The following is a 24363-nucleotide window of genomic DNA, read 5'->3' on the forward strand; positions in this document are numbered from 1 at the left end:
GATTAGTGTTGGCACTCACCTCCCCCAGCCCCTGCAAGAGCATGATGAACATCAAGCAGCTGCACTACTTTCATGAGCTGGCCCATCACCAGCACTTCGCCAAGGCAGCCAAGGCGTGCCACATCACCCAGCCCACCCTGTCGGCCAGCATCACGGCGCTGGAAAAGAGCGTCGGCACCGATCTCGTGGTGCGCACCAGTCAGTTTGTCGCCCTCACCGAGGCCGGGGAGCTGGTGCGCCAGTATGCCGAGCGGATGTTGCTGGAACAGGAGGCGCTCAAGCAGGAGCTAGGGCGCTTTCACGGCGAGCTGTCAGGCACCCTGCGCATCGGCATAGTCCCGCAGTCCAATGTCGACATCATGCCGCTCATCGCCAGTTACCAGTCACGCTATCCCGATATCGCCATCCGCCTGTCGGTGCTGAGCAACGAGGCCCTGCTGTCGCAACTGGAACTGCACCAGTGCGACATTGGCCTGGGCTTTGACGAGTCGCTGAGCGCCCCGAACCGGCGCGCCTTTCACCTATACCCCCAGGGCCACAACCGCATGGCGCTGTTGATGAGCCGCAGTGATGCCATCACCTTGCAGAGTGCGGCCCCCATCCCCCTCGCCAGCCTGCAAGGCAAGCCGCTGGTACTGCCCAGCCGGAACATGCAATTTCGCCACTATCTGGATCTCGCCGCCGAGCACGCAGGCATCAGCCTGAAGATAGTGCTAGAAACCGACTCCCTCTTCCATCTGACCAGCGCCGTCCACCACCAGCTGGGGTGGGCCATCGTCAGCGTCGGTCTCGCCCACTCGGCCAGTCAGCTTTCTGACCTGGATTACCGGCTGCTCGAGCCGCTCGATGTCGGGCGCACCCTCTTCATGACCCGTCAGCACAGCATCACCCCCGCCATGCGCGCCTTTCTCGCCCTGGTCACGGAGACGACGGATCCCGCCCCATAACCGCAGCCCCGGGATGCCGCCTGCTGGCGAGGTGTGCTACCTCCATCCCCCTGCCCCCCGGTAAACAAAAAGCCCGCCAAAGGAGGCGGGCTTGATGATGGGATGCAGGTGACCGACATCAGGTGGCCAGCTGTTCCCGGGGCAAATCATGGTGACGCAGCCAGGCAAAGCTCAGGGCGACCAGCACGACCATCGCCGTCATGATGGCCCCCAGTCCCAGCTGTCCCTCCATGGGAAAGGTTGCTGCCAGCAGGGTGACCAGCCCGGCACCCAGGTTCTGCATGCCCCCCAGAATGGCGCCAGCCGTCCCTGCCTGACCCGGGAAGGGCTCGATGGCGCAGGAGGTCGCCGTCGGATAGAGGATGCCGCTGCCGATGAAGTAGACAGCCGCGCCCCCCACCAGGTACGCCGCGCTGACGATGCCAAACAGACCCGGCAGCAGGATGATCAGGGCCCCCACCCCCAGGAAGACAATGCCCAGACGCATCAGCCTGCCCTGACTCAGCCGAAAGCTCAGGCGAGCCGAGAGCCAGGCGCCGAACAGGTAACCCGGCAGGGGCAGCACGAACAGCACGCTCACCGTCTTGGCATTGAGGCCGAGCACATCACCGAGCAATACCCCCGCCGCCGCCTCGAACACCGCAAGGCCTGCGAAGGTCGCCATCAGGCAGAGCAGATTGCCCTGGAACCTGGGATTGCCCAGCACATGGCGGTAGGCGGCACGCACCCGCAGCGGCTGGCGACGCGCTGGTGGCAGCGTCTCGGCAAACCAGATCAAAATGGCGAGAGTACTGATGGCGCCAAAACCGAACAGGAACCAGTAACCGGCCCGCCAGTTCAACCATTCGGTCAGCCAGCCCCCCAGCACGGGGGCCAGCAGGGGGGAGAAGATCACCCCCATGCTCACCAGGCTGTTGGCGCGGTTGAGCTCGGCGCCGCTGTAGCGATCCCGCATCACTGTCCGGCTCATGGCGCCCGCCGCCCCCGTTCCCAGCCCCTGAATGAAGCTGCCCACCAGCAGGGCGCCGGCACTCGGGATCAGCTGGATCACCAGGGTGCCAAGCAGAAACACCATCATGCCAGTCAGCAACACGGGGCGACGGCCCCACTTGTCCGACAGGGGGCCATAAATAAACTGGGACAAGCCATAGGGGATCAGATAACAGGCCATCACCGCCTGCAACGACGCCGAACTCACCCCCAGATCCGCCGCCATCACCGGGATGGAGGGCACATAGAGGGTCTGGGTCATCTGGCCCACGGCGACCATGAGAATGGTCAGGAAAAACAAGGGATAAAAGCTGTGCCGATTCATAACTGCTCCACGACATCAAAAGCATGGCGCTCCTCACCGCGAGGGAGGAGTCACTGTCAGATCTGGATGAGTAATCACTGCGCGGAGGACCCGCGTTGATCGGGAGCAGATCAGCTCCCTTTAATGGCCGCCATGGTAGTGATTCGGATCACAAAATACGAACGAATCTTTGTAATCGGCTTGGCTTAGTTTTTCTAATAATACGGGGCCCAGAGGCCCCGTCCATCGTTCAGGATAATCTCCCCGGCGCCCTCATCCGGCCCGCGACACCCGCGCAGATTCCAGCGCAGCCTTGGCGGCGCCCTCCTCACAACTCCCCAACAGCAGGCAACGGCTGGCGACCTTGCCTGCCAGCACCTCGTCATGGGTCACCAGCAGCAGGGCGCAGCCTATCTCCCCCAGCGCTCCTAGCAGGCAGGTCATGGCCTGCTGCTGGCTGAGGGGATCGAGCCGGGAAGTCGGCTCGTCGGCAAACAGCAGCACCGGGCGCAGCAGCAGGGCCCGGATCAGCGACAGCCGTTGTAGCTCTCCCCCGGACACCTGGCTCGGCAGCCGGGTCAGCAGGCTCTCGTCGAGGCCGAGCCTCGCCAGATAGTCGCTGAGGGGCTGACGGGGCAGCCGGTGCAGGCGCAGCAGATCGTCAAACTGGGTGGCGAGGCACACCCGGCTGGCGAAGGCCTGCACCGGATCCTGATAGAGCTTCTGCCAGCGGTGGGGGGCTATGCCCGTCTGGCGCAGCACCCGCCCTCCCAGCGGGCGCTGCAAGCCCAGCAGCACATTGCCGAGGGTGCTCTTGCCCGCGCCGCTCGGCGCCATGATGGCGAGCCGCTCCCCCCGGGCCAGTGGCAGATCCAGCCCCTCGAACAGAGTCTGCTCCCCGTAGCCCATGGCGAGCCCCTCCCCCCTGAGCAGCCAGTCGCCGGTCGGGGGATGCACGGCCTCGGGCCAGGCGGACGGCTCTGCCGCCAGCAGGGCGCGGCTGTAGGCATGGGAAGGCGTGTGCAGCACCTGTTCGGCGGGCCCCTGCTCCACTACCTCGCCCCCCTTGATCACCAGCATCCAGCCCCCCAGCGCCCGGGCCAGGGAGAGATCGTGGGTGATGGTCAGCAGGTGGCGCCCCTCGGCCAGATAACCGAGCAGCAGTTCCTGCAGCCTGACACTGGCCCGACTGTCGAGCCCCTTGGTGGGTTCGTCGGCGATGAGCAAACGGGCCTGCCCCAGGGTGGCGGCGGCAAAGGCCGCGCGTTGGGCCATGCCCCCGGAGAGCTGGTGCGGGAAGTGACGCTCCCGCCCGGCGAGCCCGAGCCGCGCCAGGGAGGCCCGCGCCCGCGAGCGCGCCTCCTTGCCTCCCGCCAGCCAGCCCTCCTCCACCTGGGGCAGCAGCCCCATGGTGGGGTCCAGTGCCAGCACCGGCTCCTGGGGCAGCATGGCCAGCTCCCGCCCCCAGAGGGCGCGCAGGGCCTGGGGGTCCGCCAGGCTGTGGCGCCGGCCGCCCATCGCCATCTCACCCAGGCCGCGCAGGGGGGCGGGCAGGGTCCCCATCAGGGCGTGGGCCAGCAGGGATTTGCCCGAGCCGCTCTCCCCTATCAGGGTCAAGGCGCTGCCGGGGAGCAGGGTGAGATCCAGCGCCTGCAGCAGGGTCTGCCGGCCGTCATCCACCTGCAGGCCCTTGATATGAATGGTCGTCATGGGGTGACTCCTTGTGGGGATGGGGTGTGAAGAGTGCCCTGCTGATTGAGCAGCACCAGGGCCAGCAGCATCATTCCCATCACCAGGATTGGAGCCAGCAGCAGGCGGGGCGCCTCCTGATAGTGGGGCAGCGCCTCCGTCATCATCAGGCCGAGCTCAGGGGTGGGCGGCTGAATCCCCACCCCGACGAAGCCCAGGGTCGAGAGGGTCAGGATGGCCCCGGCGAGGCCAAAGGCCATCATGGTCAGCAGCTGGGGGGCCAGCTCGGGCCAGAGGTGGCGCCGCACTATGTGGCCGTTGCCAAAGCCCAGCAGCCGGGACGCCTCCACCTGGGGCGAGGCGAGCAGCGCCCGGCTGCGGGCCCGCACCACCCGGTAGTACTCCACCCACTGGGCCATGGCCAGCCCGAGATAGAGGATGGCAAAGCCCCCCTGGGCCATGGCGGAGAAGAGCAGCACCAGCAGCAGGCTCGGCAGGGCCAGCACGCCGTCGGCCAGACTGCGCAGCAGGCCGTCGACCCAGCCACCGCGCCAGGCTGAGAGCCAGCCCAGCAACGACCCCAGCAGGGCTGCGGTGATGACGCACAGCATCCCCAGCAGCAGGGAGAGCCGGGTCGCCGCCGCAAGCCGCGCCATCAGGCTGCGGCCCATCTGATCGCGCCCGAGCGGCTCCTGCCAGGAGGGGTCGGCCAGGAACTGCACCAGATCCTGGGCGGCGGGATCGGGCCAGAGCATTGGGCCCAGCAGGGCAAACAGCACCACCAGCAGGAGCAGGCTTGCTCCCGCCTTGACAGAGAAAGACATGATCAGGACTCCTTGGGACCGCGGGGATCGATGACGAGGCAGAGCAGATCCGTCAGGGTATTGAGCAGCACGAACAGCGCCGCCAGCACCAGCACTGTGCCCTGTACCATGGGGATGTCGCGCCAGAAGATGGCGTGCACCAGGGCATGGCCGATGCCGGGCCAGGCGAACAGGCTCTCCACCACCACTACCCCTTCGATAAGCAGCACCAGTTGCACGCCGGTATAGGCGATGACGCTGACCCCGCTGTTGCGCAGGCCGTGACGCCTGAAGACCCGGGCAGGCGAGAGTCCCTTGGTGAGGGCGAAGCGGTAATAACCGGACTGCACCACGGTGAGCACGCTCTCGCGCACCACCCGGGAGAGCACCCCCGAGAGCCCCAGCCCCAGGGTGAGGGCGGGCAACAGCAGGTTGCTCCCCTCCCCGTGGCCGGCGGCGCTGACCCAACCCAGCTCCACCGAGAGCAGCACCATGAGCACCAGGCCGAGCAGGAAGGGAGGCAGCGCACGCATCAGCACGCTCCAGCCCAGGGTCAGGCGATCGCACCATGCCCCCGGGCGCAGGGCGCTCAGGCTGCCGAGCGGCAGCGCCACCACCAGGGCCAGGGCCACGGCGGCCACCGCCAGGGACAGGGTGGCCCCCAGGTGGTGAGCCACTTCGCTCGCCACAGGTGTCCCCGTCACCAGGGAGCTGCCGAGATCCCCCTGCAGCAGGGACCCCAGCCAATCAGCGAAGCGGGAGAGGGCCGAACCGGCCAGCCCCAGCTCGCTGCGCACCGCATTGGCGGCCTCGGCGGTGACATAGTCATAGCCATAGCGGCCTGCGGCGATGCGAAAGGCGAGGTCCCCGGGCAGGGATTGCACCATCAGAAAGCAGAGCCCGGCCACCAGCAGGGCCACCATCAGCGCCTGCACCAGCCGCTGACCCAGGATCCCCATGACGGCAGAGAAGGGCGTCGCTGTCATTGGGCGCTCCATGTCAGCTTGTCCAGACGGTAGCTGCGCTCCTGGGGATCCAGCTCAAAGCCCTTCAGCGCACGGCTGACTGCCGCGCTCTGGCGGTACCAGGCGATGGGCAGCAGCGGCAACTCCTGCTGCAGGGTGGTGGCGATGTCACGGCGCGCAGCGGCGGCCTCTGTGGGCGACAAGGTTTGCGTGGCAAGGCGGGCCAGTGTTTGCTCCATGGCTTGGGATTGCCAGTTCATCACTCCCCAGTCGGCACCGGCGGGGGCCAGATCCCCCAACAGGGTGACCAGGGGATCCGGCACCAGGGCATAGTTGCGGGCATAGAGGCCGAGCTGGAGCGAGCCATCCTGATGACCGGCCGGGATCTCGCTCGAGTTGCCCACCGCTACCCTGAGATCCACCCCCACCGCCTTCCACTGCGCCTGCAGTGCCGTGGCCAGCAGGGGCAATTCCGGGCGATCCGGGAAGGTGCGCAGAGTCAGGGCGAAGCGCTCCTCCCCCTTGTGCAGCACACCATCCGCCCCCAACAGCCAGCCTGCCGCCGCCAAGGCCGCCTGAGCTGCCTTGACGTCATAGGCGAGCGGGGTCAGCCCGGGTTGATGCCACTCCCCCAGGGTGGGAGGGAAGAGCTGGGTCGCCGCCATCTCGGGATCCCGCAACAGGGCCGCCGCCATGCCACGGCGATCGATGGCGAGACTGAGGGCGCGGCGCACCGCTGGATCCTTCAGAAGAGGATCGGCCCCATTGAGCTTGAGCTGTATGGTGCGCGGCAGAGTGACGGAGGCGATGGCGACCCGGGGCGCCTGCTGCAAGCGGCGGATGCTGACCGGATCCAGCCCCCAGGCGATGTCGGCCTGACCGCTCTCAGCCATCAGGGTGCGGCTCTCGGCGCGGCCCACCGTCAGGTAACTTACCTGCGAGATGGCAGGCTGGGGGCCCTGCCAGCCATCGAAGCGCTCGGTTTCGATCCGCTGAGGTTGCTGCAACCGGGTGATGCGATAGGGGCCTGAGCCGATGATCTGAGTCACCTCCCCCTTGGCGTCATAGGCCCCCTTCGCCAGGATCTGGGTGCTGGGGTGAGCCAGCAGGGCGACCAGGGGGGCGAAGGGGCCGGTGAGGGTGACCAGCAGAGCCCCCTCGTGGGCCTCAATGGACGCGATGGGGGCGCTGGTCATGAGGCCGGGCTTGCGCCAGGCCTGCTGCAGGGCAAAGGCGACCTGCTCGGCGATCACCTCGCTGCCATCGTGAAAGCGGGCACCGGGGCGCAGGGTGAATCGCCATTGCAGGCCATCCTCGGAGTGAGACCACTGGCTGGCGAGCCCGGGTTGCAGATTGCCCTGGCTGTCGACCTCGACCAGGGTCTCCGCCACCTGCATGCGGGTAAAGAAGACTCCGTTGCTGGCAGGGTCGACACTGTGGATCTCCCAGGGCCCCACCATGGCCAGCGGCTTGCCGTGAGCGGCATTCATCCCCACCAGCAGTGCCAGTGCGCACAATCCCGAATAGCTGTGTATTTTTGTCATCCATTCCATCCAAACGATAATAATTACCAACCAATTTCAGGTGTTATAACATAACAATTAATCAGAATGAATGACTTTCCATATTTGATAAATGGCTTATTTAAAAGAAGAAAGGAGGGAGCAGGTGAGAGGCCCAGCAGGCGCGAAGGGCAGGCAATGGGGCGGCGATCATAAAAAGAGATGGCCCGTCATCGGGCCATCGTCATCATGCTAGCGGGTCACCATCTGCTGCGCCCGCTTGACCTGATCCTCGGGGCTTTCGTTGCGCGGCGGTATGGTAATGCCCTTCTGGCAAGCTGGCTTGGCCTCCATGCGCGCCATCCAGGCCTGCAGATGCGGCAGACCCTCGATGGAGATGCCGCTCCAGTCATAGATCCGCACCCAGGGCCAGGTGGCGATGTCGGCGATGCTGTACTCGTCGGCCAGGTACTCATGGTGAGCAAGATGGCCGTCGAGCACTTCGAACAGACGGCGCCCCTCCTTCTGGTAACGCTCTATGGCCGCCGGGATCTTCTCTGGGAAGTAGCGATAGAAGACGTTGGCCTGGCCCATCATGGGGCCGACGCCGCCCATCTGGAACATCAGCCACTGGATGGCCTGGGAGCGACGCTTAGGCTCTTGCGGCAGCAGCTTGCCGGTTTTTTCCGCCAGATAGAGCAGGATGGCGCCGGATTCGAACACAGCGAAGTCACCATTATCCCGATCGACGATGGCAGGGATGCGGCCATTGGGGTTGATGGCCAGAAACTCAGGCTTCTTCTGCTCCTGGGTCGAAAAATCGAGCGGGATCACGTTATAAGGCAGACCCAACTCTTCGAGGGCGATGGCGACCTTGAAGCCGTTTGGCGTCGCGGCCGTGTAGAAATCAATCATCATCTTCTCCTTGGTTGCCCAACACACAGGGTGCTGGGCGTCTCTGATGGTAGAGTGACTCAGGCCTGGGCACTGGGTCTGCTTGAGACCGCATCATACCAACGCTTGAGGGATGTCTGCTCATCGGCTATGTGCAGTTCCAGCGTCCTGGCGGCAAAATCTATGGCGCATATGGCAAGAATGTCGGCGATAGTGAAACGATCTCCGGCAATATAGGCAGACTCTTGCAGCCTTTCCTCCAACTTGCCGAACCACTGACTCGTCAATAATTTGCACTCCTGGCCCCACTCGGGGAAGCAAGTCTCCCTGTCCTGATAAAAGCCGGTGATGTGGCGAAAGGCCATGCCCGCTGGCAGCCAGAGGTTGAACTCGATGAAGCGGCTCCACATCTCTATCTGAGCCCGCTCCAGCGCCGTGGCGCCAAACAGATTGTTATCGGGGTAGAGCTCCTCGAAGTAACGGCAGATAGCGACCGATTCGCTCAGATAGCTACCGTCATCCAACGCCAGCACCGGAATACGCCCGGCCGGATTCTTGGTCAGAAAGTCCGGACTCAGGTTCTCACCGCCGCTCAGATCGACCTGTTCATAGGCCATGTCGACCCCTTTCTCGGCCAGAAACATCCGGACCCGGCGCGCATTGGGGGCTCGCCGCAATTCATAGACTTTCATCCTGCTCTCCATTTCTAAACGAACAGTTAGAAACTAGTCTTATCTAAACGAACGGTCAAGAATTTGTTATAGTGGCAACAGGAGACACTATGGCCCGAAAAACTGCATTCGATCCAGCCGAAAAGCTGGAACAAGCCATGACACTGTTCTGGCAAAAAGGCTTTGAGGCAACCTCGATCCAGGATCTGGTCGATGCCTTGGGCATCAATCGTTTCAGCCTCTACAACAGCTTCGGCGACAAGCACACCCTGTTTCAACTGGCGCTGGATCACTACATCGACAAGGTCTCACGCCAGCGCCTCACCCCTCTGCTCTGCGAGCGCGGCGGGCTTGCGGCCATCCATGGCTGGCTAGATGCTCTGGCACTGCGCCTGACTCAACCCGGCAACCTGGGTTGTTTCTTGCAAAATGCCCAGATAGGCACAGCCATGGATGAACCCAGGGTGCATGAGTGCATTGCGGCCATGCACCAGGAGTTGCAGCAGGCGCTGACCCATGCGCTCAGGGTCGCGATTCGAGATGGGGAATTGGCAGGCAATACAGACGTGGAAGCACTGGCGCGCTTTTTGTTTGTGCATGTGCAGGGCTGTATCTTGCTCGGGAAGGGAGGAGGCAATGGCGACACCTTGCGCGCCGACATTGCCACCCTCAAACGACAGCTCACCCTGTGGCAGGGCGGCCAACTGACGGCCTAGTTAACAGTCCCCGGCTGGCTGCGCTGACGCAGCAGGCTCAGCCGTGACAACAGTGGAAGGTACGAGGCGAGTTTGTCCAGCAGCAGCTGGCTGCTGGCCGGGCTCTCCCACTCGTGACCATCCATCACAATGCCGTTGGAGACGAAGTAGTAGCGGGGATCCCGTACATCAGGCCCACGGCGCGAGTTCGCCCCTCCCGAATCCTCCGCCGTACACACCCAGAGCGGCAGCACGGGCAGTCCAATCGAGGTCTCGGTCTCCCCCGCCGCAGATTCCGGCCAGTGGGCCTCATCATCGAGTAGCAAGATGGCGGCCTCATCTCGAGTCGGATTCCATTGACTCGGACTGGTCACCACGATGCGGTTAAAATAGGTGCCGACGTCGGCGGACGTCTGTAACGCCTGCAGCAACCCATTGACCGCCATGGACGACGGTTTATGACTGACTAATGACAAGTTCATACGACACATCCCTATGAGTGATGGAGCTTGTTATTACACGTGCCAGGGGTCTGGCGAGACAAGACTAGACCAAAATGTTATGTAAAGTCAGCCATTGATGGATGCTATATATTTAGCGCTTCCCTATGGGGGATAAAGCTTGCGGTTCAAAAGTATGCTGCTATAATTTCGCGTCCTTTTATCCCCGTTCTTTAACATCCAGTGGTGAACCTATGCATCCGATGCTGAATATCGCCGTGCGCGCTGCGCGCAACGCCGGTCAAGTAGTAGTAAAAGCCTTCTCCCAGCCCGAAAACATCGAGGCCACTCAGAAAGGCAGCAATGACTTCGTGACCAACGTTGACCGTGAAGCCGAAGCGGCCATCATTCATACCATCAAAAAATCTTACCCGGAACACAGCATCATCGCTGAAGAGTCTGGTGAGATTGCCGGTACCAATCCGGACTACCAATGGATCATTGACCCACTGGATGGCACGACCAACCTGGTCAAGGGCATTCCGCACTTTGCCGTCTCCATCGCCCTGCGCGTCAAGGGCAAGACCGAACAGGCCGTCGTCTACGATCCCATCCGTGACGAACTCTTTACCGCTACCCGTGGTAATGGCGCCCAGCTGAACGGCTACCGCATCCGTGTCGGCAAAGCCAAAGACCTGTCCGGCACCGTGCTGGCCACCGGCTTCCCGTTCAAGCAAAAACACCACATCGAGCCCTACCTGAAGATGTTCCAGAGCATGTTCATCGAGTGTGCTGACATCCGTCGCGCTGCCGCGCCTTCCCTGGATCTGGCCTATGTCGCCGCTGGCCGCATCGACGGTTACTGGGAAATCGGCCTCAAGCCTTGGGAAAGTGCCGCCGGTGAACTGCTGGCCAAAGAGTCCGGCGCCATCGTCACCGATTTCGTGGGTGGTCATAACTACGAAAACTCCGGCAACATGGTGGTTGCCAACCCGCGCGTCCTCAAAGTGATGCTCGGCAAGATCCGCGAGAATCTGCCGGAATCCCTGGCCAAATAAGCCAGTTCCGACTCTTGCACCTTAAACCCGGCTCAGACCGGGTTTTTTTATATCTGATACTTATCAAGGCAACCAGGGATCCAGGCCGTAGTACCGCTCTCCAACGCAGCCATCCCCAAGCCCTTGATACAGGCCCCCCAGCCCTGACGTCCCGGATGACTCGATGTGCCATGTTGCCGCCTGATCACATTGCCCGCGACCGCCTTCCTGGCAGCCCGCTAAAAACAAACACCCGGCGCCAGGCCGGGTGTTGAAATTAACGCGCAGCGACCGGGCCAGTCTGAGCCAACCCGATACTGATCTCATCAGACCAGGCGGAAGCGGCCTATGGTCTGCTTGAGCCCGGCCGCCAACTGGCTCAGCTCCAGGCAGGCCTGGGCTGTGTGCTCGGCACCGGTTGCAACCTCGCGAGAAGACTCATTTATCCGCTCGACATTGCGCCCCAGCTCGTCGGAGACCGCATCCTGCTCGCTGCAGGCACTGGCGATCTGGATGGCCATGTCGGCTATCTGGGCCATAGCCTCTTCTATCTGCTGAATACCCACCCCAGTCTGTTCGCTCTGGCCGACACACTGGCGGATCATGTCACAGCTCTGCCCCGTCACCTTGCGCGCCTGGTTCGCCCGGGCCTGCAGCGTCTCTATGATGGCAATGATCTCCCCGGTGGAGGCCTGAGTACGGCCAGCCAGGGTACGTACCTCATCGGCCACCACGGCGAAGCCACGACCCTGCTCACCCGCCCGCGCCGCCTCGATGGCAGCATTGAGCGCCAGCAAGTTGGTCTGATCGGCGATGCCACGGATCACATCGACCACCAGATTGATCTGGGCCGACTCCCGCTCCAGCTCGGTTACCAGGATGCCGGCCTGCTCCATCTCGGCGGCCACCTGATTGATGGCGTCCAGGGAGCCCTGCACATCCTGGTTGCCACGACGAGCCAACCGGTTGGCGGCGCTCGCAGAATCAGAGGCCATCTCGGTATTGCCAGCTACATCCGCCACCGTCGCCTTCATCTGCGCCATGGCGGTCGCCACTTGCGTGATCTCCTGCTGTTGATGGGCGATCCCCCGTGAAGATTGCTCGGAGACGGCGCTCACCTCCTCGATGGCCGTACCCAGCTGGGTGACGGCGGCCACCACCTCTTCAATGAGCCGGCGCAGGTTGTCCTGCATCTGCAACGTGGCCTTGGCAAGCATGCCCAGCTCATCCTTGCCGATGTGCTGACGATCCAGTCTGTGGGTCAAGTCTCCGGCGGCGATGGCATTGGCCTGACTCACCACGGCCTGCAGGGGTCGGCAGATCTGGCGCGTCAGGAACCAGGTCATGGCGATCATGAACAGCACCAGGGCCCCGATGCTGACGCTGGAGAGGGTAAGCAGCGTGCTGATACTGCCGAGCAGCCCTCCCCGGTTTTCCTGCACAAAGCCCAGATTGACGCTGATCAGGTTGTTCACCTCCTCCTCCAGGCGGCTATAACCCTCATTGGTCTGGAACAGCTGAACGCGGGCCTGTTCCCGGTTGCCCTGGGTGAGCTGGCGCTCAAAATCGCCCACACTCTGTCGATAGTCGAGCCAGGCCTGCTTGGTACGATTGAATACCTGACGCTCATTATCGCTACCGACCGTGGCTTCATAGCCGCGCATAGCCCCATCCACCTTGCCGATATTGGCCTGGATCCGGCCAAGCCGCGCCTGCAGATCGGCCGCATCATCCACCATCAGCACGGCAAACTGGGCACGGCGCACATAAGAGACGTCATACATGAGGTTTTCAACCGAGATGACACTCGGCAGGGTTGAGTCGGTAAAATTCAATACGCGTTCCCGCACCGTTCTTAATTCACTGGCGAGGAAGAGACCGAATGTCATATTGACGATGGCGATCACGAAAAACACCAGGGCAATTTTCTTGCCGATGGAGAGGTCTTTATAAAACATGTTTACCCATATTCCTCAACTGCCAAATGGCAGAGGCTGTTGGTCATCATGTCCTTATGGCATGCGCCGCCCGGGGGTCCTGCAGGGAGGTGTCGATAGGCCGAGAAGGGAAATTCCCGGCAGCGGCCGACTATATCATACCCCCTTGCCAACCCCGACTATTCGCGCCATGAATATTGGCAAGATTATTAACAGCACTGTATTTAACGGACCATCTATTAGTCTCAATAAATTAGCTAGTGCACTTTTTGATCTATTCAATCCATATATCACCGCTCATCCTGGCGGTTATCGTTTCGCCTGATAAAGATGCCCGGATAATAACAACGTCCCTTTTTTATCTGCGCCATGATGGGATCCCCCTCTCCCGCGATTCGGTATCAGACCAACATTGAGCGACTTATCATCAGTGACGAATTTTTCCTGCAGAAGGCCAACTGCCATGGTGGGGCCAAAGGGCGAGTTAGGCTATGATGAGCGCCGACCCTGCCCCTCTTGCTACCTGCATGTTGTTACAAGGAGCTAACCCATGATCAGACTCGCGGTGATCGGAACCAACTGGATCACAGAAAAATTCATCGAAGCGGCACTGCTGAGCAAGGCTTTTCAGCTGACCGCCGTCTACTCCCGCCAGCGCGCCACCGCAGAAGCCTTTGCCGCCCAGTATGATGATCCGGCCTGCTTCGACGATCTGGCCGAGTTTGCCGCCAGCCCCTGCTTCGACGCCGTCTACGTGGCGAGCCCCAACTCCCTGCACTGCCCCCATACGCTGCAACTGCTGGCGGCGGGCAAACATGTGATCTGCGAGAAGCCACTCGGCTCAAACCTGGCCGAGGTCGAGGCCATGTACCAGTGCGCCCGTGAGCGGGGCGTCGTCTTGTTCGAAGCCTTCAAGACCGCCTACCTGCCAAACTTCCGCCTGCTGGCCGAGCAACTGCCCCGTCTGGGCCAGGCGCGACGCGCCAGCTTCAGCTATTGCCAGTTCTCCTCCCGTTGGCCCAAGTACCTGGCCGGTGAGCAGCCCAATACCTTCAACCCGGCCTTCTCCAATGGCTCCATCATGGACATTGGCTACTACTGCGTGGCCAGCGCCATCGCCCTGTTTGGTGCGCCAGCCCGAGTCACCGCCAGCGGCCAGTTGCTGGAGACCGGGGTCGACATTCAAGGCACAGTGCTGCTGCACTACCCGGATTTCGAGATGGTGATCAGCCACTCCAAGGTGTCTGACTCCTTTATCCCAAGCGAGATCCAGGGCAGCGAAGGCGCCTTCATCATAGAGCACCTCTCCGAGAGCACCGGGCTGACCTGGATAGGCCGCGACGGCCAGCGGGAAGTCCTGACCCTGCCCCAGTCTGACAACAGCATGATCTATGAGGCCACGGCCTTCGCCGCCCAGATAACCGCAGGCCAAATGGATGAAGCTGCGGTGACACGCTCCATCAACACGGCGCGGGTCATCACCCAGGTACGCCATCAGGTTGGTGTGCGCTTCCCGGCCGATCAAGCCTGATTGGCCAGCCACTAGCCGATAGAAAGAGGCCCCGCACTGCGGGGCCTCTTGTTTTACCGCTGTCCTATCACATGACCCCTAGAGCGTTGCGGCCAGCTCCGCCAGCTGATCCGTGCATTGGCCCCAACCGCTGTGAAAACCCATCGCCTCATGCTCCTTGCGATCCGCCTCGCTCCAATGACGTACCCATGCCCGATAACGGGTACCTTCCCCCTCGGGGGTAAAACTCAAGATCAGCGTCATGAAGGGACGGGCCGCCGGTTGCCAGGCTCGCTCATAGGCATCGGTCGAGACGATACGCCGCCCCGGCTCCAGTGCCAGGTAGATGCCGGGACAGGGGATCTGTTCACCATTGGGTCCCCCCATCACCACCAGGCTGGCCCCGCCAACCCGCACATCCAGCTCGGCGCTCAGGGTGCGCCAGGGCCGGGGAGCGAACCAGCGCATCAGCAACTCAGACTCGGTCCAGCAGCGATAAAGCGCCTCCGGCGAGGCCGCTATCCATCGCTCCAGCACCAGATCACGAGCCTCATCCAGCTGTTCTGTCATCATGGCATTGCTTCCTGTGTCAGTGAGATAACATCCGATTGATCAGAGAGGGGGCGAAGGCTCACCGCCGCCTAGCCAAGCGACATGAGTGGGCCCCCCGGCAAGCGAGCCTCACGCATTTCCCTCATAGGCCCGCTGCAAGGTTGCGATGTCGAGTCGTCCCATTCTCATCAGGGCGCCAAACACCCGGGCACTAGCGGCGGGATCCCCTGAGAGCCACTGGGGCAGTTGCCGTGGCACCAGTTGCCAGGAGAGCCCGAACCTGTCTTGCAGCCAGCCGCACTGATCCGCGCGCCCCCCTTCGCTCAAAGCCTGCCAGCGCTTATCCAGCTCCAGTTGATTGTCACAGTACCCCACCAGCGAGCAGGCCGGCGTGTTGGGAAATTGCGGCCCACCATTGAGGGCTAGGTAGTGGCTCCCCTCGAGGCGGAAATGCACCGTCAGCACGCTGGCCGCCGGGCGATGCGTACCGGGCAGAGGCGGATCAGCCTCTTGCCCGGGATAGTGGTTGATGGCCAGGATCCCGGACTCGGGAAACAGGCTGGTGTAGAGTTCGGCGGCGGCCTGGGCCTGGCCGTCGAACCAGAGGCAGGGAATGACGCCCATGGGATGACTCCTGTTGAACCAGCAATGAGTATAAATGCCCTTCCGGGGAGGGCCAGTTCACCCCCGTTGGACGCTGCGCGCTTGCTAACCGGCACCCATCCCCCTGACATCACGGGTTCTTGACCAGCAGCCACTCCCCTTTGCCAATGGGCAGCAACAGTTGCTGAAATCCGGGATCCTGTGCCACCTCCGTCATCCAATCCACGCGTTCATGGTGATGGGAGATGGCGTTGTCGACGACGAGCAGGCCACGGGTGGACAGTCGCGCCCTGATGCTCGGCCACCAGCTGGGGTACTGGCTGCGATCCGCATCGAGGAAAACAAGATCGAATGCCCCCTTGGCCAGGCCAGGCAGTATGGCCTCCGCTTTCCCCGCCAACTGGATGATGACGCTCTCCAGCCCCGCACGGTGAAAATTCGCCTGCGCCATCGTCCGTTTCAGCGGCGTCATTATTGGTCATCTATATCGGGGGGAAAATCCCCCATCAGGTAACGAGCCCCGGCACCATGACGAGCGGCCTGATCTTGCGGGTTGTAGAGGGCGCAGTGGCGCAGGGAGAGACAACCGCAGCCCACACAGGCGCTAAGCTTGCGCTGCATCAGTTGCAGCGCCGTGATGCGGGCCTCGAGCAGCAACTGCCAGTCACGGGCAAGGGCGGACCAATCCTCCGGGGTCGGTGTGCGCCCCTCGGGCAGCCCGGCCAGGGCATGCCCTATCTCTTCCAGGCTAAGACCCACTCCTTGTGCGGCGCGGATGAAGGCGACACGGCGCAGCACATGCTGGGGATAGACTCGTTGCCCCCCCTGGCTGCGAGCACTGCTGATCAGCCCTTTCTGCTCGTAGAAGCGCAAGGCACTGGCCTTGACCCCGGCGCGCTTGGCGAGTTGGCCGATGGCAAGCCAGGCACGGCCAAGCTCGCCATTCAGCATGCTCTGTTCGGGGGCTGAAGGGATTGGCCCCTGCCCGCGTTCAATATCGCCCTTGCTCATTGATACCTCCCTGCTTCACCAATCAATGTCCGCTCTGGGACAAAACGCGCTCCCTGTGGCTGTCGCTTGCCCTCATCCCTCATCCCTAATCCCTCATCTCTCATGCTCCAGCATCCCTCATGTTCCAGCATCCAAGTCAGCGCCCCCTGGACAAGAGGCTGCACCGGGCCCCTTGACTTAAAGTTAACTTTAACTTGCATGATTCGAACTCTCACCGTCAAGGAGTCACCGCATATGATGTCACTGCACAACCTGCTCGATGCCAACCAGCAGTTCGCCCTCAATGGCCGAGGCACCACCAATCACTGTCCCATGGCGCTCCATGCCCTGGCTGAAATGGGGGCAGATGAGGTGCGCCTTAACGACTTCTTCGCATACTGGCAGCGCGACAAGGCCCTGCCCGCGAGCCCTGGGAGCGGGCTCGCGGATGAGGGGCAGGATCCGGAGGCTCGCTTCAGCCAGCTTAGGGCCGACTTTTCAAGCAAGGTTGCCAGAGAGGGCTGGCAGCCCCTGTTTACCCAGATAGTGGCTCAGGGGATATCTCCGGCCAGTGGCGCCTTTCATCCTATGATCCGCCTCGCCTGTGCCATCGAAAACGGCCATCAGGGCGAACAGGCTGCGGCACTGGCAGCCTGGCATTGCAAACCGCTGCACCTGCCTCAAGGGTTGGGAGCCCCATGCCCGGAACTCCCCGCTCTGCTGGCGCGTCTCCATGAGGCATTGGGCGGCTGGCACAGTGATCAGCGCTGGATCACCGCCCGCCTTCGCCAACTCGCCGAGAGCCCCGCCTTTGTGCAGGCCTTGCCCCGCGACCTGACGGGTGTACTGACCGAGGGAAAGTGCGGCCCCGGGGACCCACTGCGCATCCTGGCCGAGCTGGCCCTGGCGCTCTACTGGCAGACCCGGGATTTTACCGTATTGCATCTGGTGACCGGCACCCGGGCGGCCACCATCATCAGTGCGCAGCTCGGTGAGCCGCTGCGCGGTGAGTTTATCCGGCTCCTCTGGCAAGGAGTGGCCGCCGCCTATGTGACGGTCGGCGCCCCTTCGCTCAACGGGCCTCACTGGCCTGCGCCGGGGGATATTCACTGGCAGCAGGTGGTGGCTCTGGCCATCAATAGCAATGACGATCACTGCATCAAGCTGGTTCACGCCTGCTGGCGCGAACGGGCTGTCTCTCGCCACTACCTGGCGGTGGCGGCCCGGGAAGTTGGCTTGCTGGGCAATGGCTGATGCGATGAGAAAATAGGGGGACGGGAGCTGGCCTTTGAGGTGAGCCAACCAAACGGAAGTCGGGGCCAATCTGGCCCCGACTTTATGCAATGAAGAGCGTCATGCCGCGTCAGTCGACGATAAACAGCGTGGCACCAAGGGGGCTGGTAGAGCGATGCGGTTCGGCCCCGTCGGCCACCTGATAGCTGACCCCCGGGGTCAGCACGAAGTTGCGGCCGTCGGCCAGCTCGGTATGCAGTTCACCCTCCAGGCAGAGCAGGATATGACCCTTGCTACACCAGTGATCGGCGACATAGCCGGGGCTGTACTCCACCATGCGCACCCGCAGCGGCCCGAATTGGCGGGTGCGCCAGCGGGCTTCGCCCTGCTCCCCGGGATGAAGGGTCTCTGGCACTTGATACCAATCGGTCAGGCCGAATGGCAGATTGTCTATCTGCACTGATGCACTCCTTGCGGCTTGTTTACTTCACGTCGGGAAGAGGGATGGTCTGTTCACAGCCCCCATCACTGGGTCTGGGCAGCTGGCGGGTTGTCTACTGGCAGGCGCTCGAAGCTGACTGGCGGGCACTCAGGCGTGACTCCCTGCTCATCTCGCACCGGCGCGGGGCGATAACTGAGTCGATAGTGGCCCGGTTGGCTCAAGTCATAGACCTGAGTCAATTCTGCCTCGGCCTTGATGCGCTGTTTGGGGCCCACTATCAGGCGATCGTCAGCCCCGGGGGCACCCCGTTTGGCGAGTGGTCCCTGATAGGGAATGGGCTGCTCGTTCAGAGTCAGGTCGATGGCATCGGCAAACCAGCCTTCGAAGGGGGTAAACCAGCTCAACACCTCCAGGGTATCCTCCCCCTGGTTGCTGAGCGCCATGGCCAGGCTTAAGGGTTCGTCGACCCGGCTCTGGGCCTTGACGTTAAGCTCGCACTGCAAGGCGCTCAGGCCAAGGACGCTGCCGAGCAAGAGTGACATCATGTTGCCTCCATCAAAAAGGGGGCCAAGGCCCCCTGTCGACTCAGTTTTCGCTCGGGGTGTTCTCGGCAAAGTATTCGTGGTTGTCGGCGTTGTTGAGCGCCTTCACCGGATCCGTGCTCGCCAGGTTGCGGGCATTGCCTTGACCGTAACCCAGATCGTCCGTGCCTGCCACCACATTGAAGTGGGTCAGCTCATGGATGATGGTGCCGCCACGGGAATCCGTGCCCGTGTTGGCCGCGGTCCAGAAACTCTTGCACAGATAGATCTTGTAGGGCTGATCCGCATAGACATAAGCAAAATAGCTCTCCTTGCAGCCGCAATCGAAGGTCAGCGGTTTCTCTTCGATGGCTTCCCTCACCTTGCTGAAGTGACCCTCGGCCTGGTTCCAGCGGCTCGCGTCATAGGCGCCGAACCAGCTGCGATAGCGTTGACCACTGGGCTTGTCCACCGCCAGATAGCTGAGGGAATCCCCCGCCATGACTCCGGCGGCATCCAGGGCCGAGACTATCTGGCTCTTCTGGCTGTTGGTGCAGCGACCGGTGAAACTCACCGATCCCCCGGCGGCGGCCGGTTCAACCGCGGCGGCCTTGGCCAATACGCGATCATCACTCGCGACCCCATCTAGCCAGAGGCTGACGGTGTTGGATTCGCTGGCCTGGGGGGGTGCCTTGGCACTGGGCTGGGCGTTCCGCTTGGTGCCTGCTTCATCAGATACCTTGGGCAGGCGGTAGCTGATGCTGTACTCCCCCTGGGCACTCATGTCATAGAGGCCGGACACTTCCGCCTCCAGGGTCAGGCTCTCCCCGGCGCCCAGGCGCTGATAGTCCCGATGACTCGGCAGACCGCGCTTGATCAGGGCCCCCTGATAGGTCACGGACTGGCCATCCCGCTCGACCACGAACAAGGGAGCATCCCCTGTGCCCGGCAGTTGCCACTTGAGCAAATCAATCGGCTTGTTGCCGTTGTTGGTCAGGGTCACTTGCACCCGCACATCCTCACTCGCGCCCTCTTGCAGGGTCAGTCTGGCATCCAGACCCGCGGCGCAGAGGGGGGAACCCAGCAGGCCTGCCAGTAACAGGGCTATCGGTGTTGCTTTCATCGTCTCTCCTTAGAATATGTGGTTTGCATCCATGCCCTCGAAGGGGCTCAGCCACCCTAAAACAGATGAAAAGCAGGCACCTACCGCCATATGGGGGCAGCCCCTCCGTATGGGGGGCGCCAGCGACTCCCCCCAGATGGAGGGCCGAAGGAGGCTTGGTTGATGACCCAGGATGTCCGGCGAAGAGCGCCTTGGGTAGCGGTCAAAGGCCCGCGAGCAGCAGGCTGGCGATCGTCACGAGGGGGGGATGATCCTTGCCACCCCAGTGACAAACGTCACGCCAGGGGGGCTATGGGGAAAGCGGGCATTGCAGCCATGAAAAACCCCGATGCAAGATCGGGGTTCGGTCACAGGACAGGCGGCAGACTCTGCGCCGCGGAACATCCCCCGCTCAGCCGTCTATCTCCAGCGCCAGCAGCGCGAGGGCAGGCAGGGCGTTGCCCGGCATCAGCAGATGGGCCTTGTGGTGCTTCACCCTGACCTGCTTCTTGTTGCCCTGGCCAATGAGCAGGCCATGCCGATAGGCGAAACGGGCCAGCACTTGCTCGTCACCGCGCACATAGAGGGTGAGCGGCTTGACCAGCTCGCCGTCGGCGCAGGCAGCGGCCAGCTCGGCAGAGCAGATAACAATTGAAGACTGCCCCTGGTTGGCGAGTCTCGCCCGGCCATCGATCACGCTCTGGGTGACCCGCAGCCAACCCGCCTCTTCACAGTCGTCCAGCAGCGCCATGAGCCGCGCTTCCAGCCCCTGCGTCGCCGCCTGGCTGTAATGACGCACGATGCGCTCGAGCAATCCCTTGAGATCGGCCCCCGCCCCTTGGGTGCGCGCCTGCTGCACCCACCCCTTGAGATCCTCCATCACCAGACGGGAGAAGCGTTTCTCCTTGAGGGAGTCCACCAGCCAGAGGCTCAGGAAATGGCTCTCCTGGGCGGGAGTACGGGCGGCGCGGCCGGCGCCGGTGCGCACGAGTTCAGCCAGACTGGCACCGGCCATCTCGAGCAGGGCCTGGTTATAGGTTTGCACTTTCAGATCGCTCATCACGACTCCTGGGCAGATTGGGGAAGGCGCTTGCAGCCCCGCCACCATCATCAAAAAGGCGCCGAGGCGCCTTTGAAAACAAGATTGCCGGGCTCACAACAAGCCCGGTTTAGCCGCCGACTTGGCCGCTTATTTGTCTTTGCGGGCCGTCTTGCGCAGGCGAGTGCGCTGGCTCTGCAGCTTGGCTTCGGCCATCACCTGGGCGGCGGCATTGTCATCACGCTGGGGCTTCTTGCCAAAGCGGCGACGCTCCTGCAACTGCTTGATCAGCATGTCACGGTTGCTCACCTCGTAACCCGGCACCATGACGCGACGGATCTTCTGGCCGATCAGCGCCTCGATGTCGAGCAGGGTACGCTCCTCCTCGCGACTGACGAAGGAGATGGCCATGCCGCTCTTGCCGGCGCGGCCGGTACGACCGATACGGTGGACATAGTCCTCGGCCAGGAAGGGCAGGTCATAGTTGACCACGTATTCCAGGTTCGGGATATCCAGACCACGGGCCGCCACTTCGGTGGAGACCAGTACCCGTACCTTGCCTTCGATGAATTCGCGCAAGGCGCGACGACGGCTGCCCTGGGCCTTCTCGCCATGGACCACGGCCGACTTGATCCCATCCAGATTCAGCTCGGCCACCAGCTCATCGCAGCTCTCGCGGGTACTGGCAAACACCAGCACCTGTGGCCAGTTCTGCTTGCCGATAAGCTCGGAGAGCAGCTCGCGTTTGCGCTTCTGCTCGACCGGATAGACAGTATGGGTCACGGTATCGGCGGTGGAGTTCTGCTTGTTGACGCTGACTATCTGCGGCTTGTTGAGCATCACATTGGCCAGCTTCTTGACGCCATCGGAGAAGGTCGCGGAGAAGAGCAGGCTCTGGCGATCCTTGTTGACCGCCAGCAGAATTTTTTGCACCTCGGCACTGAAGCCCATGTCGAGGATGCGATCCGCTTCGTCCAGCACCAGGCACTCAACGTTGGAGAGGCTGAGGTTGCATGCGTTCAGGTGCTCGAGCAGGCGGCCCGGGGTCGCCACTATGATGTGGGCGCCGGCCTTGAGGCGACGCGCCTGTACGTCCTGCTTGCCGCCGCCGCAGATCACCTGCACGCTCAGCTCCAGATACTTGCCAAACTCCTTGATGTTGTCAGCCACCTGAGCCGCCAGTTCGCGGGTCGGGGTCAGGATCAACACACGGGCGTTGGAAGGTGCGAGCGGCGCCGGGTTATCAATGAGGCGCTGCAAGATAGGCAGTGCGAAGGCGGCGGTCTTGCCGGTGCCGGTCTGGGCACTGGCCAGTACATCCTGGCCACGGCGGATCGTCGGGATCGCCTGTTGCTGCACAGGGGTCATCTCCTGATAACCGCACTCCGAGACGGCGCGCAAAATCTCGGGGGCAAAATCGAATGATTCAAATTTCATCATGGGTTTCCTGTGTTCCAGCAAAGCTGTGATTGGCTGCGACCCGACCGGGGTGACAACGGATGCCAGGGATCGGCCTGGCCTGGCAGGGTCTGCAGGCGAGCCGGAAAATGGCGGGCGCGGAGTGTAACAAATTTTCGGCGCCAATGCGTCTCAAATAATCTCTCCGACCTAAAAGTCCCTCATGTCGCGCCATGATAAGGGGCAAGCCAGGGGTCAGAGAGGAGCCATGGCAGGCAGCACCGCCTGCGTCCCCCTGGTGATGCGCCTGCCCGATGCGAGAAGCCTGGCTCAGGGCAATGGACGCCGCGCCATCCTCAGGTAGAATCATCTCTAGTGCTCACATGGGCATGAGGCCACAGGGAGGTGCCATGGAGATAACAGCGATGCACAGCGCGCACAAACCGTTGCTTGGCCAGGGCAAGCCAACACGGTCTCCCGCCCCCGCCGCGAGCGCTGCATCGAGGCAGCAACCCTTGTTGCTGTTGGCCTGCCTTGCGACTGCCTCTCCGGCCATGGCCGCCGACGGCGCCGTCGATGCCCGCGTGCAGGAGCGGGCCAACGCCGTGGTCTCGTTGATGACCTTCAACGTGATACCCGATATTACCTCCAGCAACCTGGATATCTCGGGGGGCAGCGGTCAACAGGCGGCATTGACCATGAGCCAGGTTGGCGGCGGCGCCACCATGAGCAAGGAGGTCCCCATCTATCTGGAGGGCAACCTGGGCTATAGCCGCTACGATCCCAAATTTGTGATAAGCCAGGGCGAGGAGAGCCGAACCATCCCCGCCAAATGGAACAGCCTGACCGCCACCGGCGGCATCGGCTGGGACTTCGCCGTCGCCCCGAATTGGGTACTGCGTCCCATCGCCAACTTTTCCCTTGGCACTGTGGCCAGCGATATCCAGATAGGTAACTGGTATCTCGATCGCAAGACCGGCAAGAGCCTCGATTTCCTCGATAACGGCCAGCTCAATGTGTTCGGACTCGGCGGCTCCCTCATGCTCGATTACGAGCTGTTCTCCGATACCCAGGACATAGACGCCGAATTTCGCTACTCCTACCTCCATCTGCAGAGCACCATTGGCACCAGTCCCAGTGTGAAGGGCGAGGCGAATGCCGAGAACTTCGGCATCTATTTGCGCCGCCGCGCCCCCCTGCTCGATTGGACCCTGCTCGATCGGCCGCTGCGCTACGTGCTGGAAGGGGCCCGAACCGAATACCTGGGGGATCAACGGGGCCTGCTCGGTTTCAACGCCCTCAACTCCGTCGGGGTTGGCCTCGAGCTCGATTCGAGCAAATACCCGGTGTGGGTCACCCGTACCCGCCTCATGTACCGCTTGATGTTCGGCAACAACACCAATGGTTATGCCATTGGCCTGGCGATGAGTTTCTAACGGCGCAAATCCAAACGAGAACGAGGTTGCATGATGACAGTGACGAACCTGCAAATTGATGACTTGCTCGCCACCTTGCAAGCCCGCTTCGAACAGCACAGGCAGCGCCACGAGGGGATAACCTGGTCACAGGTGCGCGCCAGGCTCGATGCCCATCCCCAGTCATTGCGCTCGCTCCACGAGATGGAGAGCAGCGGCGGTGAGCCCGATGTCATCGGCCAGGATAGGCAGACCGGGCAGCTGCTGTTCTGTGACTGCAGCGCCGAGAGCCCAAGTGGACGCAGGAGCCTCTGCTATGACGGCGCGGCTCTGGCGTCGAGAAAGGAGAACAAGCCAGCAGGCAGCGCGACCGAGCTGGCCGCCAAGATGGGCATCACACTGCTGACGGAGGCCGAATATCGGGCGCTGCAGACCCTAGGCTGCTTCGATGCCAAGACATCGAGCTGGATACAGACCCCCGAGGAAATCAGGACGCTCGGCGGCGCCCTGTTCTGCGATCGCCGCTACGACAGCGTGTTCCTGTATCACAACGGTGCCCAGTCCTACTACGCCGCCAGGGGCTTTCGCGGTCTGTTGCGGGTCTAAACCGGCCAGGACTCAGTCCCCAGGTGCAGCAACCTGCTCCCTGTCGAGGCCTACACCTTAAGCAAGACTCCATAGAGG

25 protein-coding genes are annotated in these 24363 nt (G+C 62.5%); 7 read left to right on the forward strand and 18 right to left on the reverse strand.

Annotated elements, in window-relative coordinates; all coding sequences use genetic code 11:
* The first annotated feature begins 44 nt into the window (after window positions 1–44).
* A complete protein-coding gene (locus tag BN1130_RS11975; RefSeq protein WP_042042304.1) occupies window positions 45–947 on the forward strand; it encodes a LysR family transcriptional regulator in 903 nt (300 codons plus the stop codon).
* A 118-nt stretch (window positions 948–1065) separates the two neighbouring features.
* Here the strand turns inward: BN1130_RS11975 and emrD are convergent, their stop codons facing one another.
* The 7 genes from emrD to BN1130_RS12010 all read right to left on the reverse strand — a co-directional run bounded on the left by emrD (window position 1066) and on the right by BN1130_RS12010 (window position 8786).
* Window positions 1066–2262, reverse strand: coding sequence for a multidrug efflux MFS transporter EmrD (gene emrD / locus BN1130_RS11980; protein ID WP_042042252.1), 1197 nt, complete (start codon window positions 2260–2262; stop codon window positions 1066–1068).
* A gap of 252 nt (window positions 2263–2514) precedes the next feature.
* Complete coding sequence (locus tag BN1130_RS11985; protein WP_042042253.1) at window positions 2515–3951, reverse strand: ABC transporter ATP-binding protein; 1437 nt, start codon at window positions 3949–3951, stop codon at window positions 2515–2517.
* Window positions 3948–4754 carry an ABC transporter permease gene (locus BN1130_RS11990; protein WP_042042254.1) on the reverse strand — a complete coding sequence of 269 codons (807 nt, stop codon included), beginning with the start codon at window positions 4752–4754 and terminating at the stop codon, window positions 3948–3950. The genes BN1130_RS11985 and BN1130_RS11990 overlap by 4 nt, the downstream gene beginning before the upstream one ends.
* 2 nt (window positions 4755–4756) lie before the next feature.
* Window positions 4757–5719 (reverse strand): ABC transporter permease, encoded by a 963-nt coding sequence (locus BN1130_RS11995; protein WP_042042255.1) that lies wholly within the window; start codon window positions 5717–5719, stop codon window positions 4757–4759.
* Entirely contained in the window at window positions 5716–7242 is a 1527-nt protein-coding gene (locus BN1130_RS12000; RefSeq protein WP_042042256.1) for an ABC transporter substrate-binding protein, read from the reverse strand. The genes BN1130_RS11995 and BN1130_RS12000 overlap by 4 nt, the downstream gene beginning before the upstream one ends.
* A 210-nt stretch (window positions 7243–7452) precedes the next feature.
* Entirely contained in the window at window positions 7453–8115 is a 663-nt protein-coding gene (locus tag BN1130_RS12005) for a glutathione S-transferase family protein (RefSeq protein ID WP_042042258.1), read from the reverse strand.
* 59 nt (window positions 8116–8174) lie between these two features.
* The gene (locus tag BN1130_RS12010; RefSeq protein ID WP_042042260.1) at window positions 8175–8786 is read right to left on the reverse strand and encodes a glutathione S-transferase family protein; all 612 of its coding nucleotides are present in this window, start codon (window positions 8784–8786) and stop codon (window positions 8175–8177) included.
* Window positions 8787–8875: 89 nt separating this feature from the next.
* On the opposite strand from BN1130_RS12010, the gene BN1130_RS12015 reads away from it, so the two are divergent.
* Complete coding sequence (locus BN1130_RS12015; RefSeq protein WP_042042261.1) at window positions 8876–9481, forward strand: TetR/AcrR family transcriptional regulator; 606 nt, start codon at window positions 8876–8878, stop codon at window positions 9479–9481.
* Here the strand turns inward: BN1130_RS12015 and BN1130_RS12020 are convergent.
* Window positions 9478–9942 (reverse strand): hypothetical protein, encoded by a 465-nt coding sequence (locus BN1130_RS12020; RefSeq protein WP_042042262.1) that lies wholly within the window; start codon window positions 9940–9942, stop codon window positions 9478–9480. The genes BN1130_RS12015 and BN1130_RS12020 overlap by 4 nt on opposite strands.
* Before the next feature lie 212 nt (window positions 9943–10154).
* Between BN1130_RS12020 and suhB the strand changes: the two genes are divergently transcribed.
* Window positions 10155–10958 (forward strand): inositol-1-monophosphatase, encoded by an 804-nt coding sequence (gene suhB / locus BN1130_RS12025; protein WP_042042263.1) that lies wholly within the window; start codon window positions 10155–10157, stop codon window positions 10956–10958.
* Between the two features lie 305 nt (window positions 10959–11263).
* On the opposite strand, the gene BN1130_RS12030 is transcribed toward suhB, so the two are convergent.
* Window positions 11264–12895, reverse strand: coding sequence for a methyl-accepting chemotaxis protein (locus tag BN1130_RS12030; RefSeq protein ID WP_042042264.1), 1632 nt, complete (start codon window positions 12893–12895; stop codon window positions 11264–11266).
* A gap of 529 nt (window positions 12896–13424) precedes the next feature.
* On the opposite strand from BN1130_RS12030, the gene BN1130_RS12035 reads away from it, so the two are divergent.
* Complete coding sequence (locus BN1130_RS12035) at window positions 13425–14405, forward strand: Gfo/Idh/MocA family protein (RefSeq protein WP_042042265.1); 981 nt, start codon at window positions 13425–13427, stop codon at window positions 14403–14405.
* A gap of 78 nt (window positions 14406–14483) precedes the next feature.
* On the opposite strand, the gene BN1130_RS12040 is transcribed toward BN1130_RS12035, so the two are convergent.
* From BN1130_RS12040 to soxR, 4 genes are all read right to left on the reverse strand, one after another.
* Window positions 14484–14957 carry an SRPBCC family protein gene (locus tag BN1130_RS12040; protein WP_198135270.1) on the reverse strand — a complete coding sequence of 158 codons (474 nt, stop codon included), beginning with the start codon at window positions 14955–14957 and terminating at the stop codon, window positions 14484–14486.
* A 108-nt stretch (window positions 14958–15065) separates the two neighbouring features.
* Window positions 15066–15560, reverse strand: coding sequence for a VOC family protein (locus BN1130_RS12045; protein ID WP_042042266.1), 495 nt, complete (start codon window positions 15558–15560; stop codon window positions 15066–15068).
* 109 nt (window positions 15561–15669) lie between these two features.
* Window positions 15670–16011 (reverse strand): O-methyltransferase, encoded by a 342-nt coding sequence (locus BN1130_RS12050; RefSeq protein WP_052448224.1) that lies wholly within the window; start codon window positions 16009–16011, stop codon window positions 15670–15672.
* Window positions 16011–16490 (reverse strand): redox-sensitive transcriptional activator SoxR, encoded by a 480-nt coding sequence (gene soxR / locus BN1130_RS12055; protein ID WP_042042307.1) that lies wholly within the window; start codon window positions 16488–16490, stop codon window positions 16011–16013. Before soxR ends, BN1130_RS12050 begins: the two co-directional genes overlap by 1 nt.
* Window positions 16491–16784: 294 nt before the next feature.
* Here soxR and BN1130_RS12060 point away from each other — a divergent pair, with 294 nt between their 5' ends.
* Window positions 16785–17783 (forward strand): questin oxidase family protein, encoded by a 999-nt coding sequence (locus tag BN1130_RS12060; RefSeq protein ID WP_042042267.1) that lies wholly within the window; start codon window positions 16785–16787, stop codon window positions 17781–17783.
* 109 nt (window positions 17784–17892) lie between these two features.
* Here BN1130_RS12060 and BN1130_RS12065 read toward each other — a convergent pair whose 3' ends face one another.
* From BN1130_RS12065 to BN1130_RS12085, 5 genes are all read right to left on the reverse strand, one after another.
* Complete coding sequence (locus tag BN1130_RS12065; protein ID WP_042042268.1) at window positions 17893–18222, reverse strand: DHCW motif cupin fold protein; 330 nt, start codon at window positions 18220–18222, stop codon at window positions 17893–17895.
* 65 nt (window positions 18223–18287) lie between these two features.
* Window positions 18288–18749, reverse strand: coding sequence for a hypothetical protein (locus BN1130_RS12070; protein ID WP_042042269.1), 462 nt, complete (start codon window positions 18747–18749; stop codon window positions 18288–18290).
* A 40-nt stretch (window positions 18750–18789) separates the two neighbouring features.
* Entirely contained in the window at window positions 18790–19848 is a 1059-nt protein-coding gene (locus tag BN1130_RS12075; RefSeq protein ID WP_042042270.1) for a M35 family metalloendopeptidase, read from the reverse strand.
* 391 nt (window positions 19849–20239) lie between these two features.
* Window positions 20240–20878, reverse strand: a complete 639-nt coding sequence (locus BN1130_RS12080; RefSeq protein WP_198135274.1) for a DUF2913 family protein — start codon at window positions 20876–20878, stop codon at window positions 20240–20242.
* A gap of 138 nt (window positions 20879–21016) precedes the next feature.
* Window positions 21017–22303 (reverse strand): DEAD/DEAH box helicase, encoded by a 1287-nt coding sequence (locus BN1130_RS12085; protein WP_042042272.1) that lies wholly within the window; start codon window positions 22301–22303, stop codon window positions 21017–21019.
* A gap of 371 nt (window positions 22304–22674) precedes the next feature.
* On the opposite strand from BN1130_RS12085, the gene BN1130_RS12090 reads away from it, so the two are divergent.
* A complete protein-coding gene (locus tag BN1130_RS12090) occupies window positions 22675–23700 on the forward strand; it encodes an autotransporter domain-containing protein (protein WP_232301975.1) in 1026 nt (341 codons plus the stop codon).
* A 30-nt stretch (window positions 23701–23730) separates the two neighbouring features.
* Entirely contained in the window at window positions 23731–24285 is a 555-nt protein-coding gene (locus tag BN1130_RS12095; RefSeq protein WP_084218198.1) for a DUF4256 domain-containing protein, read from the forward strand.
* Window positions 24286–24363 lie beyond the last annotated feature (78 nt).

This window comes from Aeromonas rivuli (assembly GCF_000820045.1).
GTDB classification, from domain to species: Bacteria; Pseudomonadota; Gammaproteobacteria; order Enterobacterales; family Aeromonadaceae; genus Aeromonas; species Aeromonas rivuli.

Excerpts from the sequence above, each read along its gene's own strand:
- BN1130_RS12085 (WP_042042272.1), bottom strand. The coding sequence starts at position 22,303 with ATGAAATTTGAATCATTCGATTTTGCCCCCGAGATTTTGCGCGCCGTC.
- BN1130_RS12000 (WP_042042256.1), bottom strand. The coding sequence starts at position 7,242 with ATGACAAAAATACACAGCTATTCGGGATTGTGCGCACTGGCACTGCTG.
- BN1130_RS11990 (WP_042042254.1), bottom strand. The coding sequence starts at position 4,754 with ATGTCTTTCTCTGTCAAGGCGGGAGCAAGCCTGCTCCTGCTGGTGGTG.
- BN1130_RS12010 (WP_042042260.1), bottom strand. The coding sequence starts at position 8,786 with ATGAAAGTCTATGAATTGCGGCGAGCCCCCAATGCGCGCCGGGTCCGG.
- soxR (WP_042042307.1), bottom strand. The coding sequence starts at position 16,490 with ATGCTGAATGGCGAGCTTGGCCGTGCCTGGCTTGCCATCGGCCAACTC.
- BN1130_RS11995 (WP_042042255.1), bottom strand. The coding sequence starts at position 5,719 with ATGACAGCGACGCCCTTCTCTGCCGTCATGGGGATCCTGGGTCAGCGG.
- BN1130_RS12075 (WP_042042270.1), bottom strand. The coding sequence starts at position 19,848 with ATGAAAGCAACACCGATAGCCCTGTTACTGGCAGGCCTGCTGGGTTCC.
- BN1130_RS12070 (WP_042042269.1), bottom strand. The coding sequence starts at position 18,749 with ATGATGTCACTCTTGCTCGGCAGCGTCCTTGGCCTGAGCGCCTTGCAG.
- BN1130_RS12020 (WP_042042262.1), bottom strand. The coding sequence starts at position 9,942 with ATGAACTTGTCATTAGTCAGTCATAAACCGTCGTCCATGGCGGTCAAT.
- emrD (WP_042042252.1), bottom strand. The coding sequence starts at position 2,262 with ATGAATCGGCACAGCTTTTATCCCTTGTTTTTCCTGACCATTCTCATG.
- BN1130_RS12035 (WP_042042265.1), top strand. The coding sequence starts at position 13,425 with ATGATCAGACTCGCGGTGATCGGAACCAACTGGATCACAGAAAAATTC.
- BN1130_RS12090 (WP_232301975.1), top strand. The coding sequence starts at position 22,675 with ATGGAGATAACAGCGATGCACAGCGCGCACAAACCGTTGCTTGGCCAG.
- BN1130_RS12005 (WP_042042258.1), bottom strand. The coding sequence starts at position 8,115 with ATGATTGATTTCTACACGGCCGCGACGCCAAACGGCTTCAAGGTCGCC.
- suhB (WP_042042263.1), top strand. The coding sequence starts at position 10,155 with ATGCATCCGATGCTGAATATCGCCGTGCGCGCTGCGCGCAACGCCGGT.
- BN1130_RS11975 (WP_042042304.1), top strand. The coding sequence starts at position 45 with ATGAACATCAAGCAGCTGCACTACTTTCATGAGCTGGCCCATCACCAG.
- BN1130_RS12050 (WP_052448224.1), bottom strand. The coding sequence starts at position 16,011 with ATGACGCCGCTGAAACGGACGATGGCGCAGGCGAATTTTCACCGTGCG.
- BN1130_RS12015 (WP_042042261.1), top strand. The coding sequence starts at position 8,876 with ATGGCCCGAAAAACTGCATTCGATCCAGCCGAAAAGCTGGAACAAGCC.
- BN1130_RS12040 (WP_198135270.1), bottom strand. The coding sequence starts at position 14,957 with ATGATGACAGAACAGCTGGATGAGGCTCGTGATCTGGTGCTGGAGCGA.
- BN1130_RS12030 (WP_042042264.1), bottom strand. The coding sequence starts at position 12,895 with ATGTTTTATAAAGACCTCTCCATCGGCAAGAAAATTGCCCTGGTGTTT.
- BN1130_RS11985 (WP_042042253.1), bottom strand. The coding sequence starts at position 3,951 with ATGACGACCATTCATATCAAGGGCCTGCAGGTGGATGACGGCCGGCAG.
- BN1130_RS12060 (WP_042042267.1), top strand. The coding sequence starts at position 16,785 with ATGATGTCACTGCACAACCTGCTCGATGCCAACCAGCAGTTCGCCCTC.
- BN1130_RS12045 (WP_042042266.1), bottom strand. The coding sequence starts at position 15,560 with ATGGGCGTCATTCCCTGCCTCTGGTTCGACGGCCAGGCCCAGGCCGCC.
- BN1130_RS12095 (WP_084218198.1), top strand. The coding sequence starts at position 23,731 with ATGATGACAGTGACGAACCTGCAAATTGATGACTTGCTCGCCACCTTG.